The organism is Streptomyces natalensis ATCC 27448, from assembly GCF_000935125.1.
Taxonomy (GTDB): Bacteria; Actinomycetota; Actinomycetes; order Streptomycetales; family Streptomycetaceae; genus Streptomyces; species Streptomyces natalensis.
In genome coordinates, this window is record NZ_JRKI01000034.1 from 209,049 (window position 1) to 232,342 (window position 23,294).

20 protein-coding genes and 1 pseudogene are annotated in these 23,294 nt (G+C 69.9%); 14 read left to right on the forward strand and 7 right to left on the reverse strand.

The genetic code is table 11. The features are described 5' to 3' along the window. Window positions 1–67 precede the first annotated feature (67 nt). A complete protein-coding gene (locus tag SNA_RS25630; protein WP_030065943.1) occupies window positions 68–502 on the forward strand; it encodes a DUF2000 domain-containing protein in 435 nt (144 codons plus the stop codon). 12 nt (window positions 503–514) lie between these two features. On the opposite strand, the pseudogene SNA_RS40440 reads toward SNA_RS25630, so the two are convergent. Together SNA_RS40440 and SNA_RS25635 are read right to left on the reverse strand one after the other, a co-directional pair. After that, window positions 515–700: pseudogene (locus SNA_RS40440) on the reverse strand (GNAT family N-acetyltransferase); the annotation flags it as partial. Between the two features lie 11 nt (window positions 701–711). Further along, the gene (locus SNA_RS25635; protein WP_078970193.1) at window positions 712–2,112 is read right to left on the reverse strand and encodes an MFS transporter; all 1,401 of its coding nucleotides are present in this window, start codon (window positions 2,110–2,112) and stop codon (window positions 712–714) included. A 196-nt stretch (window positions 2,113–2,308) separates the two neighbouring features. On the opposite strand from SNA_RS25635, the gene SNA_RS25640 reads away from it, so the two are divergent. Further along, window positions 2,309–3,181 carry a helix-turn-helix transcriptional regulator gene (locus SNA_RS25640; protein WP_037789721.1) on the forward strand — a complete coding sequence of 291 codons (873 nt, stop codon included), beginning with the start codon at window positions 2,309–2,311 and terminating at the stop codon, window positions 3,179–3,181. A 116-nt stretch (window positions 3,182–3,297) separates the two neighbouring features. Here SNA_RS25640 and SNA_RS25645 read toward each other — a convergent pair whose 3' ends face one another. The 3 genes from SNA_RS25645 to SNA_RS25655 form a co-directional block, all read right to left on the reverse strand. After that, window positions 3,298–4,017 (reverse strand): hypothetical protein, encoded by a 720-nt coding sequence (locus tag SNA_RS25645; RefSeq protein WP_044366929.1) that lies wholly within the window; start codon window positions 4,015–4,017, stop codon window positions 3,298–3,300. Between the two features lie 167 nt (window positions 4,018–4,184). Beyond that, window positions 4,185–5,231 (reverse strand): hypothetical protein, encoded by a 1,047-nt coding sequence (locus tag SNA_RS25650; protein ID WP_051877290.1) that lies wholly within the window; start codon window positions 5,229–5,231, stop codon window positions 4,185–4,187. 224 nt (window positions 5,232–5,455) lie between these two features. Continuing rightward, entirely contained in the window at window positions 5,456–6,868 is a 1,413-nt protein-coding gene (locus tag SNA_RS25655; RefSeq protein ID WP_044366933.1) for an amino acid permease, read from the reverse strand. Between the two features lie 487 nt (window positions 6,869–7,355). On the opposite strand from SNA_RS25655, the gene SNA_RS25660 reads away from it, so the two are divergent. After that, window positions 7,356–7,952 (forward strand): hypothetical protein, encoded by a 597-nt coding sequence (locus tag SNA_RS25660; protein WP_241779832.1) that lies wholly within the window; start codon window positions 7,356–7,358, stop codon window positions 7,950–7,952. Between the two features lie 98 nt (window positions 7,953–8,050). On the opposite strand, the gene SNA_RS25665 is transcribed toward SNA_RS25660, so the two are convergent. Next, entirely contained in the window at window positions 8,051–9,097 is a 1,047-nt protein-coding gene (locus tag SNA_RS25665; RefSeq protein WP_241779833.1) for a hypothetical protein, read from the reverse strand. Window positions 9,098–9,412: 315 nt separating this feature from the next. Between SNA_RS25665 and SNA_RS25670 the strand changes: the two genes are divergently transcribed. The 6 genes from SNA_RS25670 (at window position 9,413) to SNA_RS25695 (ending at window position 17,548) form a co-directional block, all read left to right on the forward strand. Continuing rightward, window positions 9,413–10,513, forward strand: a complete 1,101-nt coding sequence (locus SNA_RS25670; protein WP_030065952.1) for a PP2C family protein-serine/threonine phosphatase — start codon at window positions 9,413–9,415, stop codon at window positions 10,511–10,513. A gap of 127 nt (window positions 10,514–10,640) precedes the next feature. Beyond that, window positions 10,641–11,240, forward strand: a complete 600-nt coding sequence (locus SNA_RS25675) for a carboxymuconolactone decarboxylase family protein (RefSeq protein WP_037789729.1) — start codon at window positions 10,641–10,643, stop codon at window positions 11,238–11,240. Window positions 11,241–11,680: 440 nt separating this feature from the next. Beyond that, complete coding sequence (locus SNA_RS25680) at window positions 11,681–13,258, forward strand: hypothetical protein (protein WP_030065954.1); 1,578 nt, start codon at window positions 11,681–11,683, stop codon at window positions 13,256–13,258. Between the two features lie 144 nt (window positions 13,259–13,402). Beyond that, window positions 13,403–14,182, forward strand: coding sequence for an SDR family NAD(P)-dependent oxidoreductase (locus tag SNA_RS25685; protein WP_030065955.1), 780 nt, complete (start codon window positions 13,403–13,405; stop codon window positions 14,180–14,182). Between the two features lie 194 nt (window positions 14,183–14,376). Further along, window positions 14,377–15,345: a LysR family transcriptional regulator gene (locus SNA_RS25690; protein ID WP_030065956.1), complete on the forward strand. Its 969-nt coding sequence runs from the start codon at window positions 14,377–14,379 to the stop codon at window positions 15,343–15,345. Window positions 15,346–15,571: 226 nt separating this feature from the next. Beyond that, window positions 15,572–17,548, forward strand: coding sequence for a collagenase (locus SNA_RS25695; RefSeq protein WP_030065957.1), 1,977 nt, complete (start codon window positions 15,572–15,574; stop codon window positions 17,546–17,548). A gap of 218 nt (window positions 17,549–17,766) precedes the next feature. On the opposite strand, the gene SNA_RS25700 is transcribed toward SNA_RS25695, so the two are convergent. Beyond that, window positions 17,767–18,360: a dihydrofolate reductase family protein gene (locus SNA_RS25700; RefSeq protein ID WP_030065958.1), complete on the reverse strand. Its 594-nt coding sequence runs from the start codon at window positions 18,358–18,360 to the stop codon at window positions 17,767–17,769. Window positions 18,361–18,439: 79 nt separating this feature from the next. Between SNA_RS25700 and SNA_RS25705 the strand changes: the two genes are divergently transcribed. The 5 genes from SNA_RS25705 to SNA_RS25725 all read left to right on the forward strand — a co-directional run bounded on the left by SNA_RS25705 (window position 18,440) and on the right by SNA_RS25725 (window position 23,258). Further along, window positions 18,440–19,018 carry a TetR/AcrR family transcriptional regulator gene (locus SNA_RS25705; protein ID WP_030065959.1) on the forward strand — a complete coding sequence of 193 codons (579 nt, stop codon included), beginning with the start codon at window positions 18,440–18,442 and terminating at the stop codon, window positions 19,016–19,018. Window positions 19,019–19,138: 120 nt separating this feature from the next. Continuing rightward, complete coding sequence (locus tag SNA_RS25710; protein WP_030065960.1) at window positions 19,139–20,299, forward strand: alpha-hydroxy-acid oxidizing protein; 1,161 nt, start codon at window positions 19,139–19,141, stop codon at window positions 20,297–20,299. Between the two features lie 145 nt (window positions 20,300–20,444). Then, a complete protein-coding gene (locus SNA_RS25715; protein WP_030065961.1) occupies window positions 20,445–21,185 on the forward strand; it encodes a VOC family protein in 741 nt (246 codons plus the stop codon). 354 nt (window positions 21,186–21,539) lie between these two features. After that, window positions 21,540–22,610 (forward strand): trypsin-like serine peptidase, encoded by a 1,071-nt coding sequence (locus SNA_RS25720; RefSeq protein ID WP_241779834.1) that lies wholly within the window; start codon window positions 21,540–21,542, stop codon window positions 22,608–22,610. A gap of 150 nt (window positions 22,611–22,760) precedes the next feature. Further along, window positions 22,761–23,258 (forward strand): GNAT family N-acetyltransferase, encoded by a 498-nt coding sequence (locus SNA_RS25725; RefSeq protein ID WP_044366942.1) that lies wholly within the window; start codon window positions 22,761–22,763, stop codon window positions 23,256–23,258. Window positions 23,259–23,294 lie beyond the last annotated feature (36 nt).

A 23,294-nucleotide genomic window follows, 5' to 3' on the forward strand; every position in this document is an offset into this window, starting at 1 on the left:
AGTCACGGGTGGGGTCACGCAAGGAATGTACAAGACGGTGCGCCGCGACGGTCGGCAGGCTCGGAGCATGACTACCGACGACAGCGCCCCCGTCCGTTTCGACAACAAGATCGCCGTCCTGCTGCGCGAGGACCTGGAGCCCTGGCAGCGGCTGAACGTGACCGCGTTCCTGGTCAGTGGGCTGGGCACGGAGGTGCCCGAGGTGATCGGCGAACCGTACGCCGACGCCGACGGCACCCCGTATCTGCCGATGTTCCGCCAGCCGGTCCTGGTCTTCGAGGGGACGAAGGAAACGCTGACCGCGGCCCACGGCCGCGCACTGTCCCGCGCGCTGCCCCGGGCGGTGTTCACCTCCGACCTCTTCACCACCGGGAACGACCGGGACAACCGCGCGGCGGTGCGGGCCGTGGCCAAGGACCAGTTGGATGTGGTGGGCCTGGCCGTCTACGGACCGCGCAACGCCGTCGACAAGGTGCTCAAGGGCGCCCGGATGCACCCCTGACCAGCGCTGGCCGCGTGCCGGCCCGTCCGCGATCAGCGAGACATACGCGGTGGCGGGCGCCCGGCGCTCCGGTTCCTCGGTGAGCGCGGCCATGATGCGCTTGCCCAGGCCCCGCCCCTGGTGGGCGGGGTGCACACAGACGTCGACGATCTGGAACGCGGTACCGCCGTCGCCGATGATCCGCCCCATGCCGATGGGGGGCTCGTGTATTACGCGCTACGCCGCGGCAGTGCCGCCGCGGCCAGTGCAGCCGCCACCATCAGGCAGGCGGCGAGCAGCAGGCTCTCCCGCATGCCCGGTGCGAAGTTCCCTGCGAGGAGTGCGCCGAAGACGGCGATGCTGAGCGCGCCGCCCGTCTGACGGCTGGTGTTGAGCAACGCCGCCGCCGTACCCGCCCGTTCGGCGGCGACGCTGTCGAGCATCAGGGAGGTCAGCGCCGGCATGGCCAGGGAGCCGCCGACGCCCAGCGGGATCATCAGCAGGGCGGTCACCGGCGCGGGCGTACCGGTGTCGACCGTGAGCAGTCCGCCGCAGCCCAGCGCGCAGACCAGCAGCCCCACGACGACCACCGACCGCGGACCGAAGCGGGAAACCGCCCGCGGTGAGAGGTAGTTGGCGCAGGCGGTGACCGCCGCCATGGGCACGAACATCAGCCCGGCCGAGAGCGCCGACTGCCCCCGCTGCTCCTGGAAGAAGAGGCTCAGCACGAACACCACCCCGTAGAAGGCGGCGTTGAGGGAGAAGCCCGCGAGGACCGGCACGGTGACGCCGCGCTGCCGGAACAGCTCCAGCGGCAGCATCGGCGCGCACCGCCGTGCCTCGACCGCCACGAAACCGGCGCCGGACACCACCGCGACCCCGGCCGCGGTCACCACCGTGCCGGTGAGCCCGGCGTGCCCGCCCTCGATCACGGCGAAGGTCAGTGCGGCCAGCGCCAGTACCGCCGTCAGCTGCCCCGGCAGATCGAACGCGGCACGGCGCCGCGGGGAGCGTCCGGCCCGCAGCAGGAACAGGAAACCGGCCAGCCCGGCGGGTGCGTTGAGGCAGAACACGGCGCGCCAGCTCCACTCCGTGGTGAGCAGCCCGCCCAGTACGGGCCCGGCGGCCATGGCGACCGCGCCGCCGACCGTCCACAGGGCGATGGCCCGCGCCCGCGCACCCGCCTCCGGGAATGCCTGCCGGATCAGCGCCAGCGAGGCGGGCACCATCACCGCCGCCGCGCTCCCCTGCACCACCCGCGCCGCCGTCAGCGCCCCGAGCGTCGGCGCCGCTCCGCAGGCCAGCGAGGCGAGGGTGAAGACGCCGAGCCCCCAGCCGTATGCGCGCCGCGCGCCCACCGCGTCGGAGAGCGCACCGGCGGAGAGCATCAGCGCCGCGAACATCAGCGTGTAGCTGTCAACGACCCACTGGAGACCGGACATCGAGCCGCCGATGTCTCCGCGCACGGCGGGCAGGGCGACATTGACGCCGGAGACGTCGACCGTGATCACGAAGAATCCGAGCACGGCGGCGACCAGGGCCGCTGTGGCGGAGCCCGGCCGCCCCGGCTCGACCCGCTCACCCGCCCCCGCCTCAACTGCCGTGCCCGCCCCGGATTGCGTGACGCTCATCGTGCACTGCTCCTCACTGTGCCGCCCCTGTCGGATACGGAGTCGGGTACCGCTACGGGTAGGGGTACGGGGACGGCTACGGAAAACAGCGTGCCCGGCGCGGGCGGCCCCCGGCAGACCGCGCCGTACGGGGGAGCGCGGTTCCTGGCCCTGGTACGGCCTCCCTGCCCGCGCGGCCCTTTGCGAAAATGGCCGGATGAGCGAAGGTACGGAACTGGGCCGCTTCCTCCGCGCCCGCCGCGGGCAGATCCGCCCGCAGGACGTGGGCCTGCCCGCCGGCACCGGCATCCGCCGCACGCCGGGGCTGCGCCGTGAGGAGCTGGCGACGCTGGCCGGGGTCAGCGTCGACTACTACACGCGGCTGGAGCGCGGCCGCGAGACCCGGCCCTCGCCCGCGGTCGTCGCCGCGCTCGGCGAGGCGCTCCGGCTCTCCGGAGACGCGCTGCACCGGCTGCACGAACTGGCGGCACTCGCCGCGGGCCAGGCGCCGGCGCCGTGCGCGGGACCCGCCCGTACGGTGCGCGAGTCGGTGCGCGGCATGCTGGAGACGCTGCGCCCCTCGCCGGCGTACGTCGTCAGCCGCACCAACGACCTGCTGGCCGCCAACCGGCCCGGTCTGCGCCTCTTCCCCGGCATCACGGACTGGCCACCGGAGCGCCGCAACATCACCCGCTATATGTTCCTGCACCCGATGGGCCTCAGGCTCTACGCCGACTGGGAGCGGATGGCGGCACACAGCGCGGCCCACCTGCGGGCGATGGCGGGCGCCGACCCGGACATGCCGGAGCTGGCCCAGCTGGTCGGCGAACTCGTGGTGAAGAGCCCGGAGTTCGCCCGGTTGTGGGAGCGCTACGACGTACGGGCGCGCAGCGGCGGCCAGAAGCATTTCCAGCACCCGGAGGTCGGCTCGATGCGCCTCACCTTCGAGGTGATGGCGATCTTCCGCACGGACGGCCAGCGCCTCGTCACCTACCAGGCGCCGCCCGGCTCCGCGGACCACGACGCGATGCTGCTGCTGGACATGGCCAGCCCCGAGGAGGCAGGGCTCCCCGAGGGGGCCGAGCGGTAGCCGGCGCCCTCCCCGGCATGGAGGTTCCAGGCGTTCAAGGCTTCCGGTGTTGAGGGTTGGCGTTCAGGTTTCAGGCGTTCAGGTTTCAGACGTTCAGGTTTCAGACGATTGAGGCTTCAGGCGTTGAGGGTGGTGATGTTCCACCAGCGTTCCTCGTCGAGGTCGAGTCGGATCGGTACGGGGCCGGACGGACCGCGGCGCAGCAGCGCGTCGTAGGAACGGTTCGGCAGCGGCCTGGTGGTCCACGGCCTGCCGTCGTGGCCGTTGTCGGCGACGGCGTGGATGGTCAGTTCCACGGCGTTGGCCAGATCGTCCTGGGTGACCCCTTCGGGCACCTGCTGGAGGGTGCAGATCTGCTCGAAGTGCGGGCGCCTGACCAGCCGGTGGCAGATGTGGGCCTCGTCGCCCTGGCCGTAGATCAGATAGGTGAGATCCTCGGGGAAGTCCTCGTCGCTCAACCGGCGGAAGTGCAGCACCCGCTGGATCCGTGCGGTGAAGCCCTCGGAGATCGGCTCCCAGACCCGGTCCTCGCCGTTTCCGGTCTGGGTGACGCGGTCGAGCCGTGCCGGGTACTCGGTCACCGAGCCGTAGCCGATCGGCGGCAGCAGCACCTCTCGGGTGTTGCGTACCGCATGCCAACTGTCGGGGTGCCGCGCCCGGTCCTTGAGGTAGGTCTCGGCGATCTCTTGGGGCAGGTCGTACTTCACCACGACCTGGTAGGCGTGCTCGGCCCTGCCGAACATCGCCAGGTGGTAGCCGTGGATCGCCTCCCGGCCCGCCAGGATGAAGGCGTGGCCGGACGGGTCCTCGGGTGCGTGCTGGTGGCGCGGGGTCATGGGGAGGGGATTCCTTTCGGTCCGGTGCCGGAGGGCCGGAGGGCCGGAGAGAGGTATGACCTACGCCATCTGCCGCATACCGGATCGGGGCGAGCTACCACCCGAAGAGAGGGGACGGGCGGAGGAGGCGGGCCCCGGCGTGGTGGGCGCCGGGGCCGCGGTGTCGTTCACTGGCGCCAGCGGTTCCGTCCGGGGCCCTTGCACGTGTAGATACGGCCGTGGGAGGTACCGGTCGCGCCCGGCGGGGAGCAGAAGGCGCCCGGGGTCACGGTGCGGACGCCGCCGCCTCCGCCGCTGCTGGACGAGCCACCGCCGCTGGACGAGCCTCCCCCGGAGGTGCTGCCTCCGGACGTGCTGCCCCCGCCGCCGGTGGTGTCGCGGTCGTCGGGGTCGTCGTGCTTGTCCCGGTAGTCCGGGGTTCCGTCGTGGTCCCTGTCGGGCAGGTTGGCGTGCGCGTTGCCGGGGCATCCGTTGCCCGGTGCCGTGAGGTCCAAGGTCGCCGGGGTGGTGCTCCTGGTGTCGATGTCCCCGCCGTCGGCCGGATCGGTGGTGCACACCGTCCAGTCGTCGTATCCGCCGTCGTCGGGCAGGGTGTCGTTCGCGTACGCGGCCTCCGCGCGGATCCCGTCCTTCTTGACGCCGAGGTCGCTCAGCGCGCGGACGGACGCCGTCCAGGTCTTGCCCTTCAGATCCGGCATCGCCGGCCACGGAATCCGTCCGCCGTCCTTGTCCGGGCACGGCTCCCCGTCCTTGACCGCACCGAAGTCGACCAGCTTGCGTCCGTCGTCCCGGCCGGGCCGCTGGAAGCACACCACCCAGCCCGACTGGAGGACGATGGTCCGGTGCTCTGCCGATGCGTCGTGTGCCCCGGGGGTGTATCCGGCGGCGCGCGCCCGTTGCTCCGCCTCGTTCAGCGGCTTGCCGGTGTAGTCCGGCGCCTTCGCCTTGAGCGCTGCGCTCCTGGCCGGGCTCGGCGTGGCGGCCGGCTCATGGGCCTTCGCCGCGACCGGCCTGTGCTTGCCCTTCCCCGCGTCGTCGAGCTGTCCGGTCATCCCGCTGGCAACCGTGAGGAGGAGGAAGGTCCCGATCGTGGCGCCGAGCTTGGCGCCCCACTTCCACGGCGGCAGCACCCATAAGAGAACCATGACGGCGATCATCGCGAGAAAGCCGAGCGGGAAACTGATCGCGGCCAGGACGGCCACGAGCGCGATCATCGCGATCGCGCTCGGAGTCGTCTTCCACCACGGCCGCGGGACCGCGGGCCCCGGATGGAACGGGTGAGGCGAATTGTTCGGCTGATGCGGATGGTTCGGATAAGGATTCTGGTACGGGTTCACCTGTTGTCCTTCTCGCGCGAGGAGTTGGAGCGAGTGTGCCCGTGATGCGCGCGAGAGGAGGCCCGTTTCAGCAAGGCGGCAAGTCTGCGGCCTGCGGTGCCCTAGGCGGTGGGAGCGCCCCGCCGGTCGCGCCGCTGCTTGAGATGGCCCGCGCCGGCCAGCGCCGCCACCACGACCGCGGTGCCGACGAGTTGCCGGCGCCCGTTCGTATGGGCCGCCATGACGGTGAAGACGCCGAGGATGGCGGCGAACGCCAGCCAGGTCAGATACGGGAAGCCCCACATCCGTACCGACAACAGCTCGGGTGCCTCGCGCTCCAGACGGCAGCGCATCTTCAGCTGGGTGAGGCAGACGAGGGACCAGACGACCAGCACCGAGCAGCCGGCGATGTTGAGCAGCCAGGCGAACACCGTGGTGGGCCAGACGATCCCGGCGATCACGGCCGCGAAGCCGAACACGCAGGACGCCAGCACGGCCGCCGCCGGCACTCCCCTGGTGACCTTGCCGAGGACGCGCGGGCCCTGGCCCCGGTAGACGAGGGAGTACGCCATGCGCGACGAGCCGTAGATGTTCGCGTTCATGGCGGAGAGCAGCGCCACCAGCACCACGATCTCCATGATCGTGCCCGCTGCCGGGATGCCGAGCCGGTCGAGCACGGTGACGTACGGGCCGTCCAGGGCGACCTTCGGGTCGTTCCACGGCACCAGGGTGACGACCACGGCCATGGAGCCGATGTAGAAAACGGCGATCCGCCAGACGGCGGTGCGGACGGCACGGGCCACGTTCCGGCTCGGGTGGTCGGACTCCGCCGCCGCGATGGTGACGGTTTCCAGACCGGCGAACCCCGAAATGGTGGTCAGCAGACCGGCCGCGAGCCCGGCGGCGCCGGTCGGGAAGAAGCCGCCGTGGCCGGTGAGATGACGGGTGCCGGGCGCGCTGCCGAACACCCCGAGGATGCCGAGCACGCCCAGCACCAGGAAAGCGACGATCATGGTGACCTTGACCGCGGAGAACCAGAACTCGAACTCGCCGAAGTTCTTGACAGCGGTCAGATTGCTGGCGCAGAAGAACGCCATGAAGACCGCCACCCAGCCGTAGGCGGGGAGGAACGGCACCCAGGTGTGCATGATCTTGCCCGCCGCGGTGGCCTCCGCGGCCACACCGGCGCAGAGCATCAGCCAGTACATCCAGCCCGAGGTGACCCCCGCCCAGGCGCCGAGCTCCTCCTCGGCGTGCACCGAGAACGAACCGGTGGACGGCCGGGCCGCGGACATCTCACCGAGCATCCGCATGATCAGCGTGACCAGCGCGCCGGTCGCCATGTACAGGAGGACGATGGCCGGCCCGGCCGTGGCGATGGCGACCCCGGAGCCCACGAAGAGCCCGGCGCCGATGACCCCGCCGAGGGCGATCATCGACAGATGGCGTTGCTTGAGGCCGTGCGACAAAACGGGTTCGCCGTTCTGCGCTGCCTGCGGGGAAACCTGGGGTGACCTGGTTTGTGTCCGACTCATGGTCGTGTGGTGCCTGTTCATTGCCGGGGACGTGCGGAAAGCCTCACGAGTCTGAGGGGGCGTCTGCACGAACGACGTGAACGCCCGCTATTCGGACCTTTTCCTTACGCACCGTAAAGGGGCTGACACGCCCGGAAAGCTCGGCGCCCCGCACGCCGGAGATCACATGCGCGGCCCCCGACCGGCACCGATGACGGCCCGCCATGCCCCATCGAGACCTGACGCTGCCTCCGTTTCCCACCCCCATACGGAGTATGTTTCGCCCTCAACTACAACTTTGCCGATTCTTGGTGTAGTTGAATCAAATTTCACTCCAGTCTCAGACGCAACAGCGACGAACTCCCCACTCCGGGCGGCCTCGTCGCTTCCGTGAGGCTGGGCGAAAGGCAACAGCAACGTGAACAGCAACAGGACGAAAAGCAGAACGATCCGGTGCGCAAGCCGCCTGATGGCGCTCTCCACGGCGGCCTTAGGTCTGGTCGCGACGATGACCATGCCGGCCGCAGCGGATGACCAACCCACCAGGGAGCAGCTGATAGCCGACTGCGCTTCCGGCGAGGGGAAGTGCAGCTTCAACGAGCCCAAGCTCGACACGGCGCACCTCGGAGACTTCCACCAGGTCTCGAACTCCCTCTACAACTGCAGCACTTCGGACGCCACACAGTCGATGGGCTGGGCGGACACCGTCGGCTCGACGGACTCCGCGGGCGTCTCCGTCACCGCCGGCGGCAAGATCGCCGACCTCATCGATCTGAGTGTCACCGCGACCTACAGCCACACCTGGTCGAGCACGCACACCGAGAACAGCTCGATGAACATGACGGTGAAACCCGGCGAGGTGGGCTGGATCTCCCGCGCACAGGTGATGCAGACCGTCTCGGGCACCTGGCAGACCCACTACGACAGCCCGAAGTGGGGCCACTACTTCTGGTACGTGCCGGACAAGGTCACCGGTCCCGCGGCCAATGGCACGGACGGACAGAACAATGCGGTGATCGTCAAGACCCGCAAGATGACCCAGGACGAGCAGAACTCCTGCTCGTCCAAGGCGAAGAAGGGCCGGGCGTTCGTGGTGCAGCGCTGACGGCCGACCACGTCACAGCGGGCGCCGACTCCTGGTCGGCGCCCGCCACGTTGTCCCCGGAACACTGCGAGGCGTCGTCCCGGGAGGAGTGCGAGGCGTTACCGGGCGCGAATGACGAACGGCAGCATCCGGTAGAAGAACGATGTGTCACCGGTGCCCGCCGACACACCCGCCTCGACATTGGTCACGGGAGCGGAGCCCTCCACCGCCAGACGCATGCGGTAGACGGCCGTGGCACCGGGCGCCAGCGGCGACTTGGCGGTCGGGACCAGCGCGGCGCTCATGCCGGGGTCGCAGCCGCCGGGGAGCAGCGAAACGCGCTGCCACCCGTGGCCGGGCACATACTGCTGCAACTTCAGGTCCTTCGGCGCCAGGGTGTGTCCGTTGCTCTGGCCGTAGGCGAAGTACCCGGCGTTCAGCGCCGGGTAGGCCCGCCGGGTGGTGTTCTTGACCTTGAGGGTGAACTCCTTTGCCGCGCCACCGCGCACCATGGCGGTGCCGCGCGACCAGCCGGTGAGCGTGGTCGTCGGCTGATCGACGACGGCGTTCCGCACCGGCGCCCGGTAGGTGTGCCCGTGGCCGTCCTTGACCGAGGCGGCCACGCTCAGGCGGCCGGGACGGTCGAGGTCCTTGACCCGCAGCGCCACGGAGGCCGGGTGACCGGGGCTCGCCGCCACCGACACCGGGAAGGTGAACGTTCCCTTGTCCGGCAGGCCGCCGCCGACGGAGGAGTGCAGATCGACCCAGCGGTGGGTCGTGGGCACATAGCGCTGAATCTCCAGAGAGGCGGCACTGAAGCCGCTCGTGGTGACGTCCAGGCTGACCGTGCCCTTGGAGACCGGCGTGCGCAGGGTGACGCTCGACGACGTCCACAGGCCCACCGGCGCCTCCCCGGCAAGGCTGTAGGAGATCTTCTGCGCCGCGCTACCCGTGATGCCGGGGGCCGGAGCCGTCTCCGCCGCGGGTGCGGTCCGCGCCGCCGTCGCAGCACCGCAGCTCGCCGCGGACGGCGACTGCGCACCTGCGTCCGTGTGCAGGGGCGCCGCCTGCCCGGTCCCCGCCGCTCCGACCACCAACGCCAGCCCGGCCGCCACCGCCGCCGCAGAACCCGCCGCCGCTCTCCGCGCCCTCACGGACTGCCGCACTGGCTGCACTGTACGTGTCATCGTCTCGCCCCCATATTCGTACCGGACGCACCGGCGTGCGTCTCCACGGGAGAGGAGTCGCCTACCGCGGTACGGGGTTCCTACACCTTCGGAAATTTACCGACATGGTATTCGGGAGGACGTGCGCGACGGCGGCGTCCGGCGGCCTGTCGACCGTCTGCCGAACCCGTACCTGTTGCGCATACCGCGTATCTGTGAAGCCATGGGCATACCGATGGAGTCGGTGAGGCGCACCGTTGCGTGGCTCTGCTTTCTGCCGCGTTGCGGGCGTGGCCCGGCAGCAGGAGAAGCACTGTGGACGGCTTGCAGCGCACGCCGGTGAAGGCGTCGTGGACGCTTGTGGCGCTGGCCCTTGTGACCGGCGTCCTGCTGGACCTTCTCGCGCCCGAGCCGTATACGGGACTGCCGCTTCTCGCGGCCGGACCGCTGATCGCGGGTGCCATGCTGCCCTTCCGCTGCGCGGTCGCCGTCGTGGGCCTGACCTGCGGGGTCTCGGTGGGACTGGACATCGAGCGCCAGCGCCCGGCGACTCCCCTGCTCGTCGATCTGGCGGTGGTGGGCCTGATCGGTGTGCTGGGCCTGGCGATCAACGGACTCCTCACGCGGCAGGGGCGCGATCTGGCGCTGACCAGGGATCTTGCGGAGGCGGTCCAGCTGGCGGTGCTCCCCGACCCGCCGAGGAGGGCCGGTCCGCTGGCGGTGGCCGCCGGGTATACGGCGGCGCAGGCCGAGGCGCGGATCGGCGGTGACCTGTACGCGGTGCAGGAGACTCCCTTCGGGGTGCGAATGATCATCGGCGATGTACGGGGCAAGGGCATCCAGGCCGTCGCCGCCGTCTCGGTCGCCATCGGCGCCTTCCGGCAGGAAGCCGAGTACGCTCCCACGCTGGCCACGCTGGCGCAACGGCTGGACGAGGCGATGGCCAGGATGGCGGCCCGGAGCGGCCCGATCGCGTCGACCGAGGGCTTCACCACCGCCCTACTGGCCGAGGTGTCCGTCGACGGTGAGGTGCTGAGCCTGGTCAACCGGGGACATCCGCCCCCGTACCTGGTCCACGACGGGCGGCTGGTACGGCTCGATCCGGCCGTGCCGCAGCTGCCCCTCGGCATGGGGCTGAACGACCTCGCTCCCCCGGGTCGCGAGCCGGTCGATGTGGTGCGCCTGCCCCCGGGCGCGTCGCTGATCCTGGTCACCGACGGTGTCACCGAGGCGCGGGACAAGCAGGGGACCTTCTACGATCCGTTGCGCTCCCGTCGCATGAGCAGGCGGTTCCTCCATCCCGATGTCCTGGTGGACACCCTGACCAGGGACGTCGGGCGCTGGACCGGCGGCCGAGGACAGGACGATATGGCCATCCTGGCCCTCACCCGCTGCCGCCCTCCCCACACCGCCTGAGCGGGGCGGCCACGGCGCCGCACATCGCACTCTCCGGCCCCTCTCCCAGTGGAGACTGGTGCTTCGATTTCAGAAGCACTAACCTCGACATCACTCTGATTCGAAAATCGAAGCACCGGAGGTGCCTGTGCCCGAACGGATACCGCCCCTGGAGCCGCCCTACCGCCCGGAGGCCGCGGCGGTACTGCGCCGGATGATGCCGCGCGACGAAGCTCCGCTCGCCCTGTTCCGCCTGTTCGCGCGCCACCAGCACCTCGCCGAGGCGCTCCACGGCTGGGGCTCGTATCAGCTCGGCCGCCGGCTCGGCCTCGGCCTGCGCGACCGCGAGATCGTCATCGACCGCACCTGCGCCCTGTGCGGCTGCGAGTACGAATGGGGTGTGCACATCGCCCGGTTCGCGGAGCGTGCCGGACTCACCGCCGACCAGGTGGATTCCTTGACGTACGGCACGAGCGCGGACGGCTGCTGGACGGCCGAACGCGACCGGCTGCTCCTCGACGCGACGGACGCTCTCCACACCCACCACGACATCGATGACGGCCTGTGGGACCGGCTCGGCGCGGAGTTCACCGCGGAACAGCTTCTCGATCTGCTGATGCTGTGCGGCTGGTACCACGCCATCAGCTTCACCGCCCGCGCGACCAGGCTCGCGCCGGAACCCGGTGCACCGCGGTTCCGCCGGGACCCGCGGTTCCCGCCTGACGACGTCCAGGACGCCTCTCATTGACCGGTCGAGGACAGACCGCTTTCGGCCCGTCGGACGTACCGATGGAGGGCACAGGCGTGCGCGCAACTTGCAGCGGTGGCACCTTACTTGGCGGGTACCCCCTCGCAGGCGGGGCCGTGGCGCGGCGTCCGGGGAATCCGGCGTCGCGCACCGCTCGGCACGTCCGGCGACGGAGAACGACAGCGCCTCGGTGGGCATCCGCGGGCTCGCCCGCGACGACGGACCGGCCCTGCGCGGTCCGGGGCTCCCGGCCCGCGGAACCGGGCCGGGGCCGGTGAGGGTGCCGGTGAGGGTGCCGGTAGGGAACGAGCGCATCCGCTTCTGTGACATTCGTCAGTGCGGATCCGTGACACACGGTTCTGCCAACTGTGCGGCCATTGCGACAGATTGATGTCAGATCACCACTTGGTGATGTGCCTCAAGCGAAAGGCCCGCACACCATGTCGCAACGCCACCGCCACCGTGTCTTCGCCCTGGCCTCCGCCACGGCCGCGCTCGCCGCAGTAGCCACACTTGCCCTTACGCCCAGCGCCACGGCGCTCGGGGCCGAGTCGTCCAAGCCGCCCACCTCGGCTGCGGACATCAAGGTCACCAGCCACCCGACCAACACCGTCTCCGCACACGCAATCGGGGTGAACACCCCCTTCTGGAACCCGTACCTCACCCGTTCCCACACCCCGGAGCTCATCCGCAAGGCAGGCATCAAGACCCTGTCGTTCAACGCCGGCGGGCCCAGCGACCTGTACCACTTCCAGCACGGCGGCTGGCTGAGCCCCGATCCGAACGGCAAGAACAACGGGGGGTACCAGGACCTCAACCCGACGTTCAGCTTCGACCAGTTCGCGAAGACCGCCCACGACGCACACGCCCGCATGCTGGTGCACGTCAACTACGGCACCGGCCCGACCGACACCAAGGCGCATCCGAGTACCAAGGAGCACCCCAAGCCCGGTGACCCGCGCGAGGCCGCCGCCTGGGTGCGGTACGCCAACCGCACGCACCACTACCACGTGCGCAACTGGATCGTCGGCGAGGAGACGTACCTCAACGGCTGGTTCAGCAACCCCGCGCACCCGATGCCCAAGGAGCCCGACGCGCACGCCGACAAGTCGCCGGCCGCCTACGCCCGCAACGCCATCGCCTACGCGAAGGCGATGAAGGCCGTCGATCCGAGCATCCGCGTCGGCGTCGAGTTCTTCCCCTCCGACCCGGCGACGGCGCACAAGCCGGGGCAGAGCAAGCTGAAGCAGTGGGACGACGCGGTTCTGCACACGCCGGGCCTGGCGAAGGCCGTCGACTTCGTCGATATCCACTGGTACCACCCGACGTTCAGCGGGAAGTTCGACGACGCATCGGTGCTCGCCGACACCGCGAACACGGCGCCCGTGCTGAAGGCGCTGCGGGCGGATCTGGACCGGGCGTCGGGGCCGCGCCACCACATCGGCATCGTCGCGGGTGAGAGCAACTCCGGCGTCTTCCCGACGCAGCAGCAGGACAACGCCGTCGGCGCGCTCTACCTGCTCGACAGCAATCTGTCGCTGCTGGAGAACGGCGTCTCGGACATCGACTGGTGGGCCCTGTACAACGGTCCGTCCGCCACGAAGGACGGCGGCTGGGGCGACCTGGGGCTGCTGTCCTCCGGAAAGTGCCCGTGGGACCAGCCGAAGAAGAAGCACTGCGAGCCGCCGGTCGGCACTCCGTTCGCGCCCTACCAGACCCTGCGGATGCTGACCACGGCCCTCAAGGGCGGAGGCGCCACCCTCGCCACGACCACCACCGGCGGCCCAGGCACCCTCACCGCCCATGCGGTCCGTCGCGCGGACGGCACACTGGCCGTCGTCGTGATCAACAAGGACCCGAAGCAGGCCCAGCCCTTCCACCTCACGCTCCCGGCCGGCTACCACACCGACCGCACCCTCACCTGGCAGCGCGGCGACTCCACCCCCACCACCCACCACGGCACGGCCCCGATACGCCTCGCCCCTTACTCGGCGGCGGTCATACTCCTCCACCGCTGAGCTCACTGCCCGGGGCCGGATCACATGCCTGGATCATGCGGCCGAGTCACGGGGCCGCCGTGGGCCGGACCCCCGGATCGGTCGTGGCGGGCAGAAGATCGCCCCGGGCACGGCCGCCGCGGACGCGCCGTCTAGGGTGCGGACATGATCTCGCAGAGCTACCTCTCCGAATTGTTCTCGCTGGACGGCCGGGTCGCCGTGGTGACGGGCGGCAGTTCCGGTATCGGCCGAGGCATCGCCGGGGCCCTCGCACGAGCAGGGGCGAGCGTGGTGATCGTGGCGCGCAAGGAGTCGGAACTGGCCGCCACGGTCGACGAACTCACGGCGGACGGCTGCCGGGCGGCTTGGGTGAGCGCCGACCTGAGCACCCGCGGCGGCGTGCGTGCGGCGGCGGAGCAGGCGGCCGAGGTGTTCGGCGAACCGGACATTCTCGTCAACAGCGCCGGGATCAACCTGCGGCCGCCGATGGGCGAGCTGGGCGAAGAGGTGTGGGATGCCACGATGGCGGTGAATCTTGAGGCGCCGTACCTGTTGGGCGAGCGGTTCGGGCCCGGTATGGCCGAGCGGGGCTTCGGCCGGATCATCCACATCACCTCCCAGCAGGCCCACCGGGCATTCGTCCAGAGCGGCGCCTACGGGGTCTCCAAGGGAGCGCTGGAGTCGCTGGCCCGCTCCCAGGCCGAGGCATGGTCGCCGCACGGCGTCACCTGCAACACACTGGTGCCCGGCTTCGTCCTGACCCCGCTCAATACCCGGTTGCAGTCCGACCCGGAGAAGGTGGCGGCCCTGGCCGCGCGCACGCTGATCGGGCGCAACGGCCTGGCCGAGGACTTCGCCGGAGCAGCGGTGTTCCTGGCCGGCCGCGCCTCCGGCTACGTCACCGGACAGTCGATCTTCGTCGACGGCGGCTTCTCCGTTCACTGAGCCCCACCCAGCGGGATCACCCACGCCGCCGCCCCCAGTATGGCGAAGTCCGCCTGGGTTGCCCGGAATTGAGCTACGCAACACTGCCTGGTCGGCCCCACGCCGGCACGCAGGGCATGACGTACGTGACATGCCCTGCGCGAGACGTACGAGGCATGCCCGTGATGCGCTGACCCGATGGGAGGAGTGTGCACATGGAGCTGGAGCTTCGGCACCTGAGGGTGCTGTGTGCGATCGCCGACGCCGGGAGCCTGGGACGGGCCGCGTCGGAGCTGGGGTACTCGCAACCGGCGATGAGCACGCAACTCCGCCGCATTGAGAGGTATTTCGGGGAGCCGCTGTTCGATCGCCGCATCTCGGGCGTCGAGCTGACACCGTACGGCGTGGGGGTCCTGGCGCAGGCACGGGACGTCCTGACCCGCGCGGACGCGATAGGACGCGGCCCGGTCGAGAGCGTGACGCGCATGCGCATGCCCCTCCGTCTGGCCGCGACCAATTCTCCGGTCCTGTCCGGCATGGTCGTCCGGCTCCGGAGCCGCCTGCCCGACCTCGCGCTCACGGTGAGCAGCGTGTATCCGTCCTCGGAGATCGTCCAACTGCTGGAGGACGGCGAGGTGGACGCGGCGATCGCCGCCGACTACCCGGGGCTGGAGCTCGTGCACTCGGCCGCGGTGGCGCATCGCGGGATCGTCACCGAGCCGTCCTTCGTCGCCCTGCCGGCGCGTCACCGGCTCAAACACTGCATGGAGGTCGGGTTGGCGGATCTGGCCGACGATGCATGGTTCCTGACTCCGGATGACGGGGCCGGCTGGCCGGGCGTGTTCTACGCGGCCTGCGAGTCGGCCGGTTTCACCCCGGCCGCGGTCCATGAATTCCTGGGTGACCAACTCCAGTTGCAGAACATGATCGCGGAGGGGCTCGGTGTCTCCGTTGTGCAGGCCACGCTCCGGCCGGTCTCCGGCGTCCTCATCAAACCGTTGAACGGAACACCGCTGTGGTGCCGTTATGTGCTGGCCTGGCGGCGCGACAGCCTCGCCGACGAGGTGGCGGATACGCTCGTCGGCTCCGCCACCGCGGCGTACCGCGACCTCCTCGCCCAGTCGCCCCACCTGCGCAGATGGGCCTCGCGCACCTGGGGCGTGGGCCCACGGGACAAGGCGTAGAACGACGGCACAGGCCATAGCAGGACGCCACAGGACGCAGGACGAAGGGAAGCGCCACAGGACGACAACGGCACACGTAACAGCCAACCCGTCCTGGAGGTTATGACCCGTCAGTCCCATGTGCTATGTCACACCTCATTGTCGTCGGCCGGTGCGCGCTGAGAAGGTGCCGCACACGCCTCATCCAGTCCCCGAGGCGCATCTGTCCCCCCACAGAGGAGCAGGGATGCGCTACCGCTTCACCTTGCCCAGATATGTGGTCGGCGGCCTGACCGCCTGTGCGACGATCGCCGGTTTCCTGGCGATGCCGGCGCTGGCCACCACGCCCCAGCCGACCGCCTCCGCCAAAGCCGCGACCGGGGTCCCGGCACCGACGAGCCACACCACACCACAACCGCCACCTCACACCATGCCGCCACCGACCGGCTCAAGCGTCGGAGCGGGGCAACGGTCGGTCGTCCAGGCCCGGCCGCTCTCCCCCGCCCAACTCCGCCCGCTCAGCGCGAAGAATCCCCCCACTTCTTCGACTGCGGCGCCGCATCCGGCCTCCCCGAAACCGGCCGCCTGTAGCCCCGGCGACTTCGGCAGCCGGACCGGACCCGAACTGGTCACGGCCGTCAAGGCCGCGACCACCGAGTGCATCAACACCCTCTTCTCGGTCACCGGCAAAGACGCGCACGACGTGTTCCGCGAGGACCAGATGGTCACCGTGGCCAACGCCTTCAAGGACGCGGCACCGACGTACCCCGGCGACAATTCGGCGAACACGTTGCAGCTCGTGCTCTTCCTGCGCGCCGGCTACTACGTGCAGTCCAACAACCCCAACGATGTCGGCGACTACGGCCAGAACCTGGCGACACCCGTCCAGGGCGCCCTGGACGCCTTCTTCGCCAACGCGCATTCCAAGGACGTCACAGCGAAGAACGGTGACGTCCTCAGCGAGGTCGTCACCCTCACCGACAGCGCCAATGACCAGGGCCACTACCTGGACGTCTACAAGGCGATCCTCACCGGGTACAACGGCTCCTACGACGGCATCCCGAGCATGCTGGCGGCGGTGAACAACGTCTACACCCCGCTCTGGCGCGGAAACTGGAACCCGGACTATGTGAAGGCGGTGACGGCCGACCCGAGCATCCTCGACACGCTCGACTCGTTCGCGCGGGACCACCTGGACCTGCTGGGTACCGACAAGTCCTATCTGGACTCCAACGCCGGGATGAACGTGGCGCGTTACGTCGAGCACCAGGGCCTCAGGGACAAGGCCCGGCCGCTGATGAAGGGCCTGCTGGACGCCTCGAAGATCACCGGCAAGACGGCGCCCCTGTGGGTCACGGTCGCCTCGCAGGCCGACTCCTACGACAAGGACAACTGCTCGTACTACGGCGTCTGCGACCTGGCCAAACAACTCACGCAGGCGGCCCTCCCCGTCAACCACACCTGCGACAAGACGCACACCGTCAAGGCGCAGGCGCTGACCGACGCCGATCTCGCCGCCACCTGCGCCAGCGTCGAGAAACAGGACCCGTACTTCCACAAGCTCGTGAAGGACGACGGCCCCATACCCGGCCAGCACGAATCGACCATCCAGTACGTCGTGTTCGGCAGTCGCGCCGACTACCAGACCTATGCCGGCGCGATCTACGGCGTCGACACGAACAACGGCGGCATCACCATGATCGGTGATCCCACCAAACCCGACAACCAACCCCTCTCGATCATGTACCAGCGGGACGACGACAACGGCTTCCCGGCCCGGATCTGGAACCTCAACCACGAGTACACGCACTACCTCGACGCCCGCGACGACATGAAGGGCGACTTCACCCAGCAGACATCGGTCCCGGACGTCTGGTGGATCGAGGGGCTCGCCGAGTACGTGTCGTACGGCTACCGCGGCAAGAAGGACGACGAGGCGGTCTCCGAGGCCGGAAAGCACACGTACAAGCTGAGTACGTTGTTCGAGGGCACGTACGACAACAGCGATGTGACCCGCACCTACCCCTGGGGCTACCTCGCGGTCCGCTATATGTTCGAGAAGCACCCGGACGACGTCGCCAAGATGCTCGGGCACTTCCGGACCGGCGACTACAAGGGCGGCTACGCCGTGTATCACACCGACATCGGCACCCGCTACGACGCCGACTTCGACACCTGGCTCACCGCCTGCGCATCCGGCGCCTGCGGCGCCAAGACCCGGTGACGCACTGAGCGACCGGACCGCACCGCCCACGGCGCATGGCTCCTGATGCACGAGCCACGGGCGCAGACATGAGGCTCCTGACCCAACCCCCCTCGGCGAAGCCCGAGCGGCCCTGGTCAGGAGCCTCATGCCCTACCGCTGGCCCCGTGACCCCGTACTCCCTCTCCACACTCCCTCTCCACACTCCCTCTCCAGCCCACCCTCTCCGACGAAACCGCCTAACGGCGGCTCAGGCGGGTGAGGGTGACACCGTTGGGAAACGCGGTGCGCTCGGACACATCGAAGGCGGTGGGGTCGAAGGCGCCGTCGAAGGCCGGGACCCCGGCACCGACGACCACCGGATAGTTCTTGATCACCAATTCGTCGATCTCGGGCAGAAGCGCGCCCGCGAGCTTGCCGCCGCCGCAGAGCCAGATGTCCAGCCCCTCGCCGTCCTCCTGCTTGAGTTCGCGGACGAGGGCGAGCGGGTCGCCCGGGACGACGGTGACGGCCGGGTCGGTATCGGGCTTGAGGGTGCTGGACACGACGTACTGGCGCAGGTGCGCGTACGGGCTGGTGATCCCCGCGTCGAGTGCGGGCCGGTAGGAACCGAGGCCCATGACGACGGTGTCGAAGCGCCGGTTGGGCACGTCGGCGAGGCCGACGGCGGGGCGGTGGGCGGTTGGGACGGTCTCCGGGTACAGCGCGTTGGTCCAGGCGGCGTAGGCGGCGGCCTGCTGTTCATCGCCGGCGGGGAAGAAGTCGTACTCGCCGCCGGGGCCTGCGATGCGGCCGTCGAGCGTGACAGCGACGTAGTACACGAGCTTTCGCATTCCTGTGACTCCATCCGTAGTACTCTGCCTGAAGTGGTTTGACGGACAGGAACTTAGTACTACAGATGGAGTGGTGTCAATGGCGAGACGGAACGAGCAGCGGCGGGCCGCCCTCGTGGATGCCGCGATCGAGGTACTGGCCCAAGAAGGTGCGCGGGGGCTGACCTTCCGCGCGGTGGACACCGAGGCCGCCGTACCCACCGGCACCGCATCCAACTACTTCGCCAACCGCGACGACCTGCTCACCCAGGCCGGCGCCCGCGTCTACGAGCGACTCCAGCCCGACGAGGCCACGATCGGCCGCCAGCGGGCAGCGGGCCGCGACCGCGAAACCTATGCGGAGCTGATGCGCGAACTCGTCGGCCGCATCGCGTCCTTCCGCACCGGCTACCTCGCCCTGCTCGAACTCCGCCTCGAGGCCACCCGCCGCCCCGAACTACGTAAGGTGCTGACCGAACGCGTCCGCGCCGACATCGACGCCAACATCGCCTACCACGAGAATTCCGGCCTCCCCGGCGACGCCATGGCCGTCAAGCTCCTCTATCTGACCCTGAACTGGCTGATCGTCGAACAGCTCACCCTGCCGGACGTCTTCACAGAGACGGAGCGCGACCAGCTGGTAACGGCCGCGGTCGAGCGCATCGTGGCGGCGGAGTAGGCCCGGCCGGATTGGTGTCGGCGTATGGCCTGCTGTGCGCACGGGGTCCGGGTGCGGACGGTGGACCGTGCGCCGCCGCCAGGTTGTAGGGTTCAGGGCCCGCGCCGGGAGGGCAGGATCGTGAACTACGCCGACTACCAGAACGAGATCTACTTCGACGGGCTGCGCGGGGTGGTACCCAGCCTGCCGATGACCTACGGCCAACTGGAGCCGCTGGCCCAGGCGGCGATGCCGCCCTCGGTGCTTTCCTACGTGGCCGGGGGCGCCGGCAACGAGTACACCCAGCGGGCCAACGTCACCGCGTTCGAGGAGTGGGGCCTGATCCCCCGCATGATGGTCAGCCCCACCCAGCGGGACCTGTCCGTCGAACTGTTCGGCGTTCAGCTGGCCACGCCGCTGCTCATGGCACCGGTCGGCGTGATCGGCCTGTGCACCCAGGACGGCCACGGCGACCTCGCCACCGCACGCGCCGCCGCCCGCACCGGCGTGCCCATGATCGCCTCCACCCTGACCGTCGACCCCATGGAGCAGGTCGCCGCCGAGTTCGGCGACACCCCCGGCTTCTTCTCGCTCTACACGCCCACCGACCGGGAGGTGGCCGAGAGCCTGGTCCATCGCGCCGAGACCGCCGGCTTCAAGGGCATCGTGGTCACCCTCGACACGTGGATCCCCGGCTGGCGCCCCCGCGACCTGTCGGCCGGCAACTTTCCCCAGCTGCGCGGCCATTGCCTGGCCAACTACACCAGTGACCCGGTCTTCCGCTCCCGGCTCGCCAAGTCACCCGAAGACGATCCGACCGCAGCGGTAATGCACTGGGCGAAGATCTTCGGCAACCCCCTCACCTGGGACGACCTCCCCTGGCTGCGGTCGATCACCGACCTGCCGCTGATCCTCAAGGGCATCTGCCATCCCGACGACGTCCGCCGCGCCAAGGACGGCGGCGTGGACGGCATCTACTGCTCCAACCATGGCGGACGACAGGCCAACGGCGGCTTGCCCGCCCTCAACACCCTGCCCGCCGTCGTCGAGGCCGCCGACGGTCTGCCCGTCCTGTTCGACTCCGGTATCCGGACCGGCGCCGACGTCATCAAGGTCCTCGCCCTGGGCGCCACCGCCGTCGCCATCGGCCGCCCCTACGCCTACGGCGCGGCCCTGGCCGGCACCGATGGCATCGTCCACGTCCTGCGCTCACTGCTTGCCGAGGCCGACCTGCTCATGGCCGTCGACGGCTACCCCGCCATCGCCGACCTCACCCCCGACGCCCTCCACCGCATCCGCTGACGCAGGCCGATCTCTGGGGCGCGACGAGTTGTCCGTGCCGGACGGCGTCCGGCACGGAGCCGCTGGTGGGAGCAAGGCAGCATGATCCGCCGCTACATCATCCGGCGAAACCGGCGCGCCGGAGCGGGCCCATAGGATCGCCGGCATGGCACTGCGACCTGTTCACGTGAACATAAAGGCTCTTGACGCTTCGGCGGTCGGCCGGTTCTGGGCGGAGGCGCTCGGCTGGAGTGCTTACAGCCCCGGCGTGACCACCTACGTCGGGCCCTCCGGCGGCCTCGTCTGGCCGGACCCGGTCGCCGTCGGCATCGACGTCGTTCCCGTCCCGGAACCCAGGACAACAACAAAGAACCGTATGCACCTCGATCTCGCCACCACCTCTGCGGCCCATCAGGCGGAGCTGGTCGCGCGCCTGAAGGCTCTCGGTGCGACGGCCGCCGACGTGGGCCAGGGCGACGTGCCGTGGACGGTCCTCGCCGACCCCGAGGGCAACGAGTTCTGCGTGCTGGAGCCTCGGGAGATCTACCGGGACACCGGGCCGATCGCCGCGGTGGTGGTCGACTGCGCGGATCCGCAGGCCATGGCCCGGTTCTGGGGCGAGGCAATGGACTGGACCCTGCACGCCGTGACCGTCGATCACGCGGTGTTGCGCTCCGCCAAGAGTGTCGGCCCGTATCTCGAGTTCCTCCGCACGTCCGACGTGAAGACCGTGCCGGACCGCATCCATCTTGACCTGCTGCCATACCCAGGTGACGACAAAGCAGCAGAGGTGGCCCGGCTGCGGGCCCTCGGCGCCACCGACCTCGACCTCGGCCAGGGTGACGTCCCGTGGACCTGCCTGACCGACCCGGAGGGCCATGAGTTCTGCGTCCTCGCCCCGTCCTGACGCGGAGCCTTCACGACACCCTGACACGTGAGCCGTGTGCTGATGCGCCATGACCCCGGGTGGGTGGGACTGCGGCGTCACAGTCGATTCGGGCGGCGCACATCATGGCCGCCAGGACCGGTGGGCTCCCCGCCCGACGTGCAGGGCCGCACCGGGCCTGGCAGCACCCCGCCGACCTGCCCCGGGACCTGGCCGCACGGCCGTCGCGGAGGGGCGGCATAGTAGAGCGCGCCTCCAGCAGGGGCATGACAGTCGCACGGCACACAGCCGTCACCGGTACGTACCAGGGGGAAATGCTCCATGCCACCCAAGTCGCCCATACCTTCCACGCCGCTCATATCCCGTGTCCGCCGTATGCGCCGTTCCACCGCGACTGCCGTCGCGGCGGCCTCGTTGCTCGCACTCACCGCCACCGCGTGCGGCCCCAGCCACAGCAACGTCAGCGCGTCGCCGAGTAGCTCGTCCGCCGCCGGGCAGAAGGGCGCCGGCGGGGGGGACAAGGCGCCGGACTTCTCCAATCCGATCGACAAGGGGCACTGGGGGGCGAAGCGGCTGGCGCAGGCCAAGGGCGCACCGGACGTCGCTGTACCGGCCGGCGGCCTGGGCGGTCAGAACGATGCCTCCAACCCGCCGCCGCGGACGGTCGCCGCCCAGGAGATCGCCCGCCCGTACGACCGCCACATGGCCCCGGTCGGCAAGCTCGTCGTCGACGGCCCCGAGGGCCCGATGGCCTGCTCCGGCACGGTCGTCGAGGACCCGGCGCACCCGGGCAAGTCCAACCTGGTGTGGACCGCAGGTCATTGTGTCCACTCCGGCAAGAACGGCAGCTGGATGCGCAACATCGTCTTCGTGCCGTCGTACAACCACAACGGCGTCCCAATGAGCCAGGTCGGCAACACGCCCGCCCAGCAGATCGCGCCGTACGGCAAATTCTGGGCCGACTGGATCAACACCTCCAATGAGTGGATCAAAATGGGAGGCGAGCGCGCCTCTGCTGGATCCGCCTATGACTTCGCCGTACTGCATGTCAGGCCGGAGAACGGAACCGGCAGGTCCCTCCAGGAAACGGTCGGCGCGGCTGCCCAGGTAGCGTTCGACGCTCCCACCGGCACCAGCCTCGGCTCGGTCACGGCGATTGGATACCCTGGCGATGCGCCCTACGACGGTGCCCGGATGATGAGCTGTCTGAACCGCCCGAGCAGCTTCACCATGCGGCAGGGTACCCCCGCCATGGACGCCATCGGCTGCACGATGACCGGCGGTTCGTCCGGCGGCGGCTGGCTGTCCAACCACAACGGCAAGCTGACCCTGGTGTCCAACACCTCCATCACTACCCCCGGCCACACCATACTGGCAGGCCCGCACCTGGGCCCCGAGGCGCAGCAGATCTTCGAAACCATGAGCCGGAAGTTCGCCAACCAGTAGGCGGGCAGGGCGCGTTGGCGCCCAGTAGCGGCATGGCGGGTCCTACACCACGGAGGGCCCGCCGTACGCACCGGACGGTGCGTAGCCCGGATCGGCAGGTGGACGCCGCGCAAGTTGAGCTCCATACCGGGATGTGCCACGGTCTGCCCCATGCCCTCGCTCACCGTACGCACCCTGGACCCCGACGACTGGCGGTTGTGCCGTGCGGTCCGGATCGCCGCGCTCACGGACGCTCCGGAGGCGTTCGGGTCCACGCTGAGCCGTGAGGAATCCCTCTCCGAGGAGCGGTGGCGGCTGCGGCTGGCGGGCCGCAACCAGTTCCTCGCCGAGGAAGACGGCGCGCCGTGCGGGCTGGTCGGGGTCGTCCCGGTCGGCCCGCGCGCCGCCGAGCTGGTTTCCCTGTGGGTACGGCCCGCAACGCGTGGTACCGGCGCGGGCGATCTGCTGATGCGGGCCGCGCTCGGCTGGGCCGACGAGTACGGCGTCGCCAAGGTGCGGCTGCGGGTGAAGGAGGGCAACGGCGCGGCCGAACGCCTCTACACCCGTCACGGGTTCCGGCGTGAGGTATCGGACCGTACCGATGGGCCGGAGGCGGGTGGGGAGTTCACCATGGTGCGCGTCCGTCCGGCCGCCGACCGGGTCCGCTGACGACGGACGACGGAGGGCGGACGGTCCGGCGGGAGG

Bases quoted from the DNA above. Each gene is read 5' to 3' on its own strand.
- SNA_RS25630 (WP_030065943.1), top strand. From the start codon at position 68: ATGACTACCGACGACAGCGCCCCCGTCCGTTTCGACAACAAGATCGCC.
- SNA_RS25635 (WP_078970193.1), bottom strand. From the start codon at position 2,112: ATGAGCGTCACGCAATCCGGGGCGGGCACGGCAGTTGAGGCGGGGGCG.
- SNA_RS25640 (WP_037789721.1), top strand. From the start codon at position 2,309: ATGAGCGAAGGTACGGAACTGGGCCGCTTCCTCCGCGCCCGCCGCGGG.
- SNA_RS25645 (WP_044366929.1), bottom strand. From the start codon at position 4,017: ATGACCCCGCGCCACCAGCACGCACCCGAGGACCCGTCCGGCCACGCC.
- SNA_RS25650 (WP_051877290.1), bottom strand. From the start codon at position 5,231: ATGATCGCGCTCGTGGCCGTCCTGGCCGCGATCAGTTTCCCGCTCGGC.
- SNA_RS25655 (WP_044366933.1), bottom strand. From the start codon at position 6,868: ATGAGTCGGACACAAACCAGGTCACCCCAGGTTTCCCCGCAGGCAGCG.
- SNA_RS25660 (WP_241779832.1), top strand. From the start codon at position 7,356: ATGACCATGCCGGCCGCAGCGGATGACCAACCCACCAGGGAGCAGCTG.
- SNA_RS25680 (WP_030065954.1), top strand. From the start codon at position 11,681: ATGTCGCAACGCCACCGCCACCGTGTCTTCGCCCTGGCCTCCGCCACG.
- SNA_RS25685 (WP_030065955.1), top strand. From the start codon at position 13,403: ATGATCTCGCAGAGCTACCTCTCCGAATTGTTCTCGCTGGACGGCCGG.
- SNA_RS25690 (WP_030065956.1), top strand. From the start codon at position 14,377: ATGGAGCTGGAGCTTCGGCACCTGAGGGTGCTGTGTGCGATCGCCGAC.
- SNA_RS25695 (WP_030065957.1), top strand. From the start codon at position 15,572: ATGCGCTACCGCTTCACCTTGCCCAGATATGTGGTCGGCGGCCTGACC.
- SNA_RS25700 (WP_030065958.1), bottom strand. From the start codon at position 18,360: ATGCGAAAGCTCGTGTACTACGTCGCTGTCACGCTCGACGGCCGCATC.
- SNA_RS25705 (WP_030065959.1), top strand. From the start codon at position 18,440: ATGGCGAGACGGAACGAGCAGCGGCGGGCCGCCCTCGTGGATGCCGCG.
- SNA_RS25715 (WP_030065961.1), top strand. From the start codon at position 20,445: ATGGCACTGCGACCTGTTCACGTGAACATAAAGGCTCTTGACGCTTCG.
- SNA_RS25720 (WP_241779834.1), top strand. From the start codon at position 21,540: ATGCGCCGTTCCACCGCGACTGCCGTCGCGGCGGCCTCGTTGCTCGCA.
- SNA_RS25725 (WP_044366942.1), top strand. From the start codon at position 22,761: ATGCCCTCGCTCACCGTACGCACCCTGGACCCCGACGACTGGCGGTTG.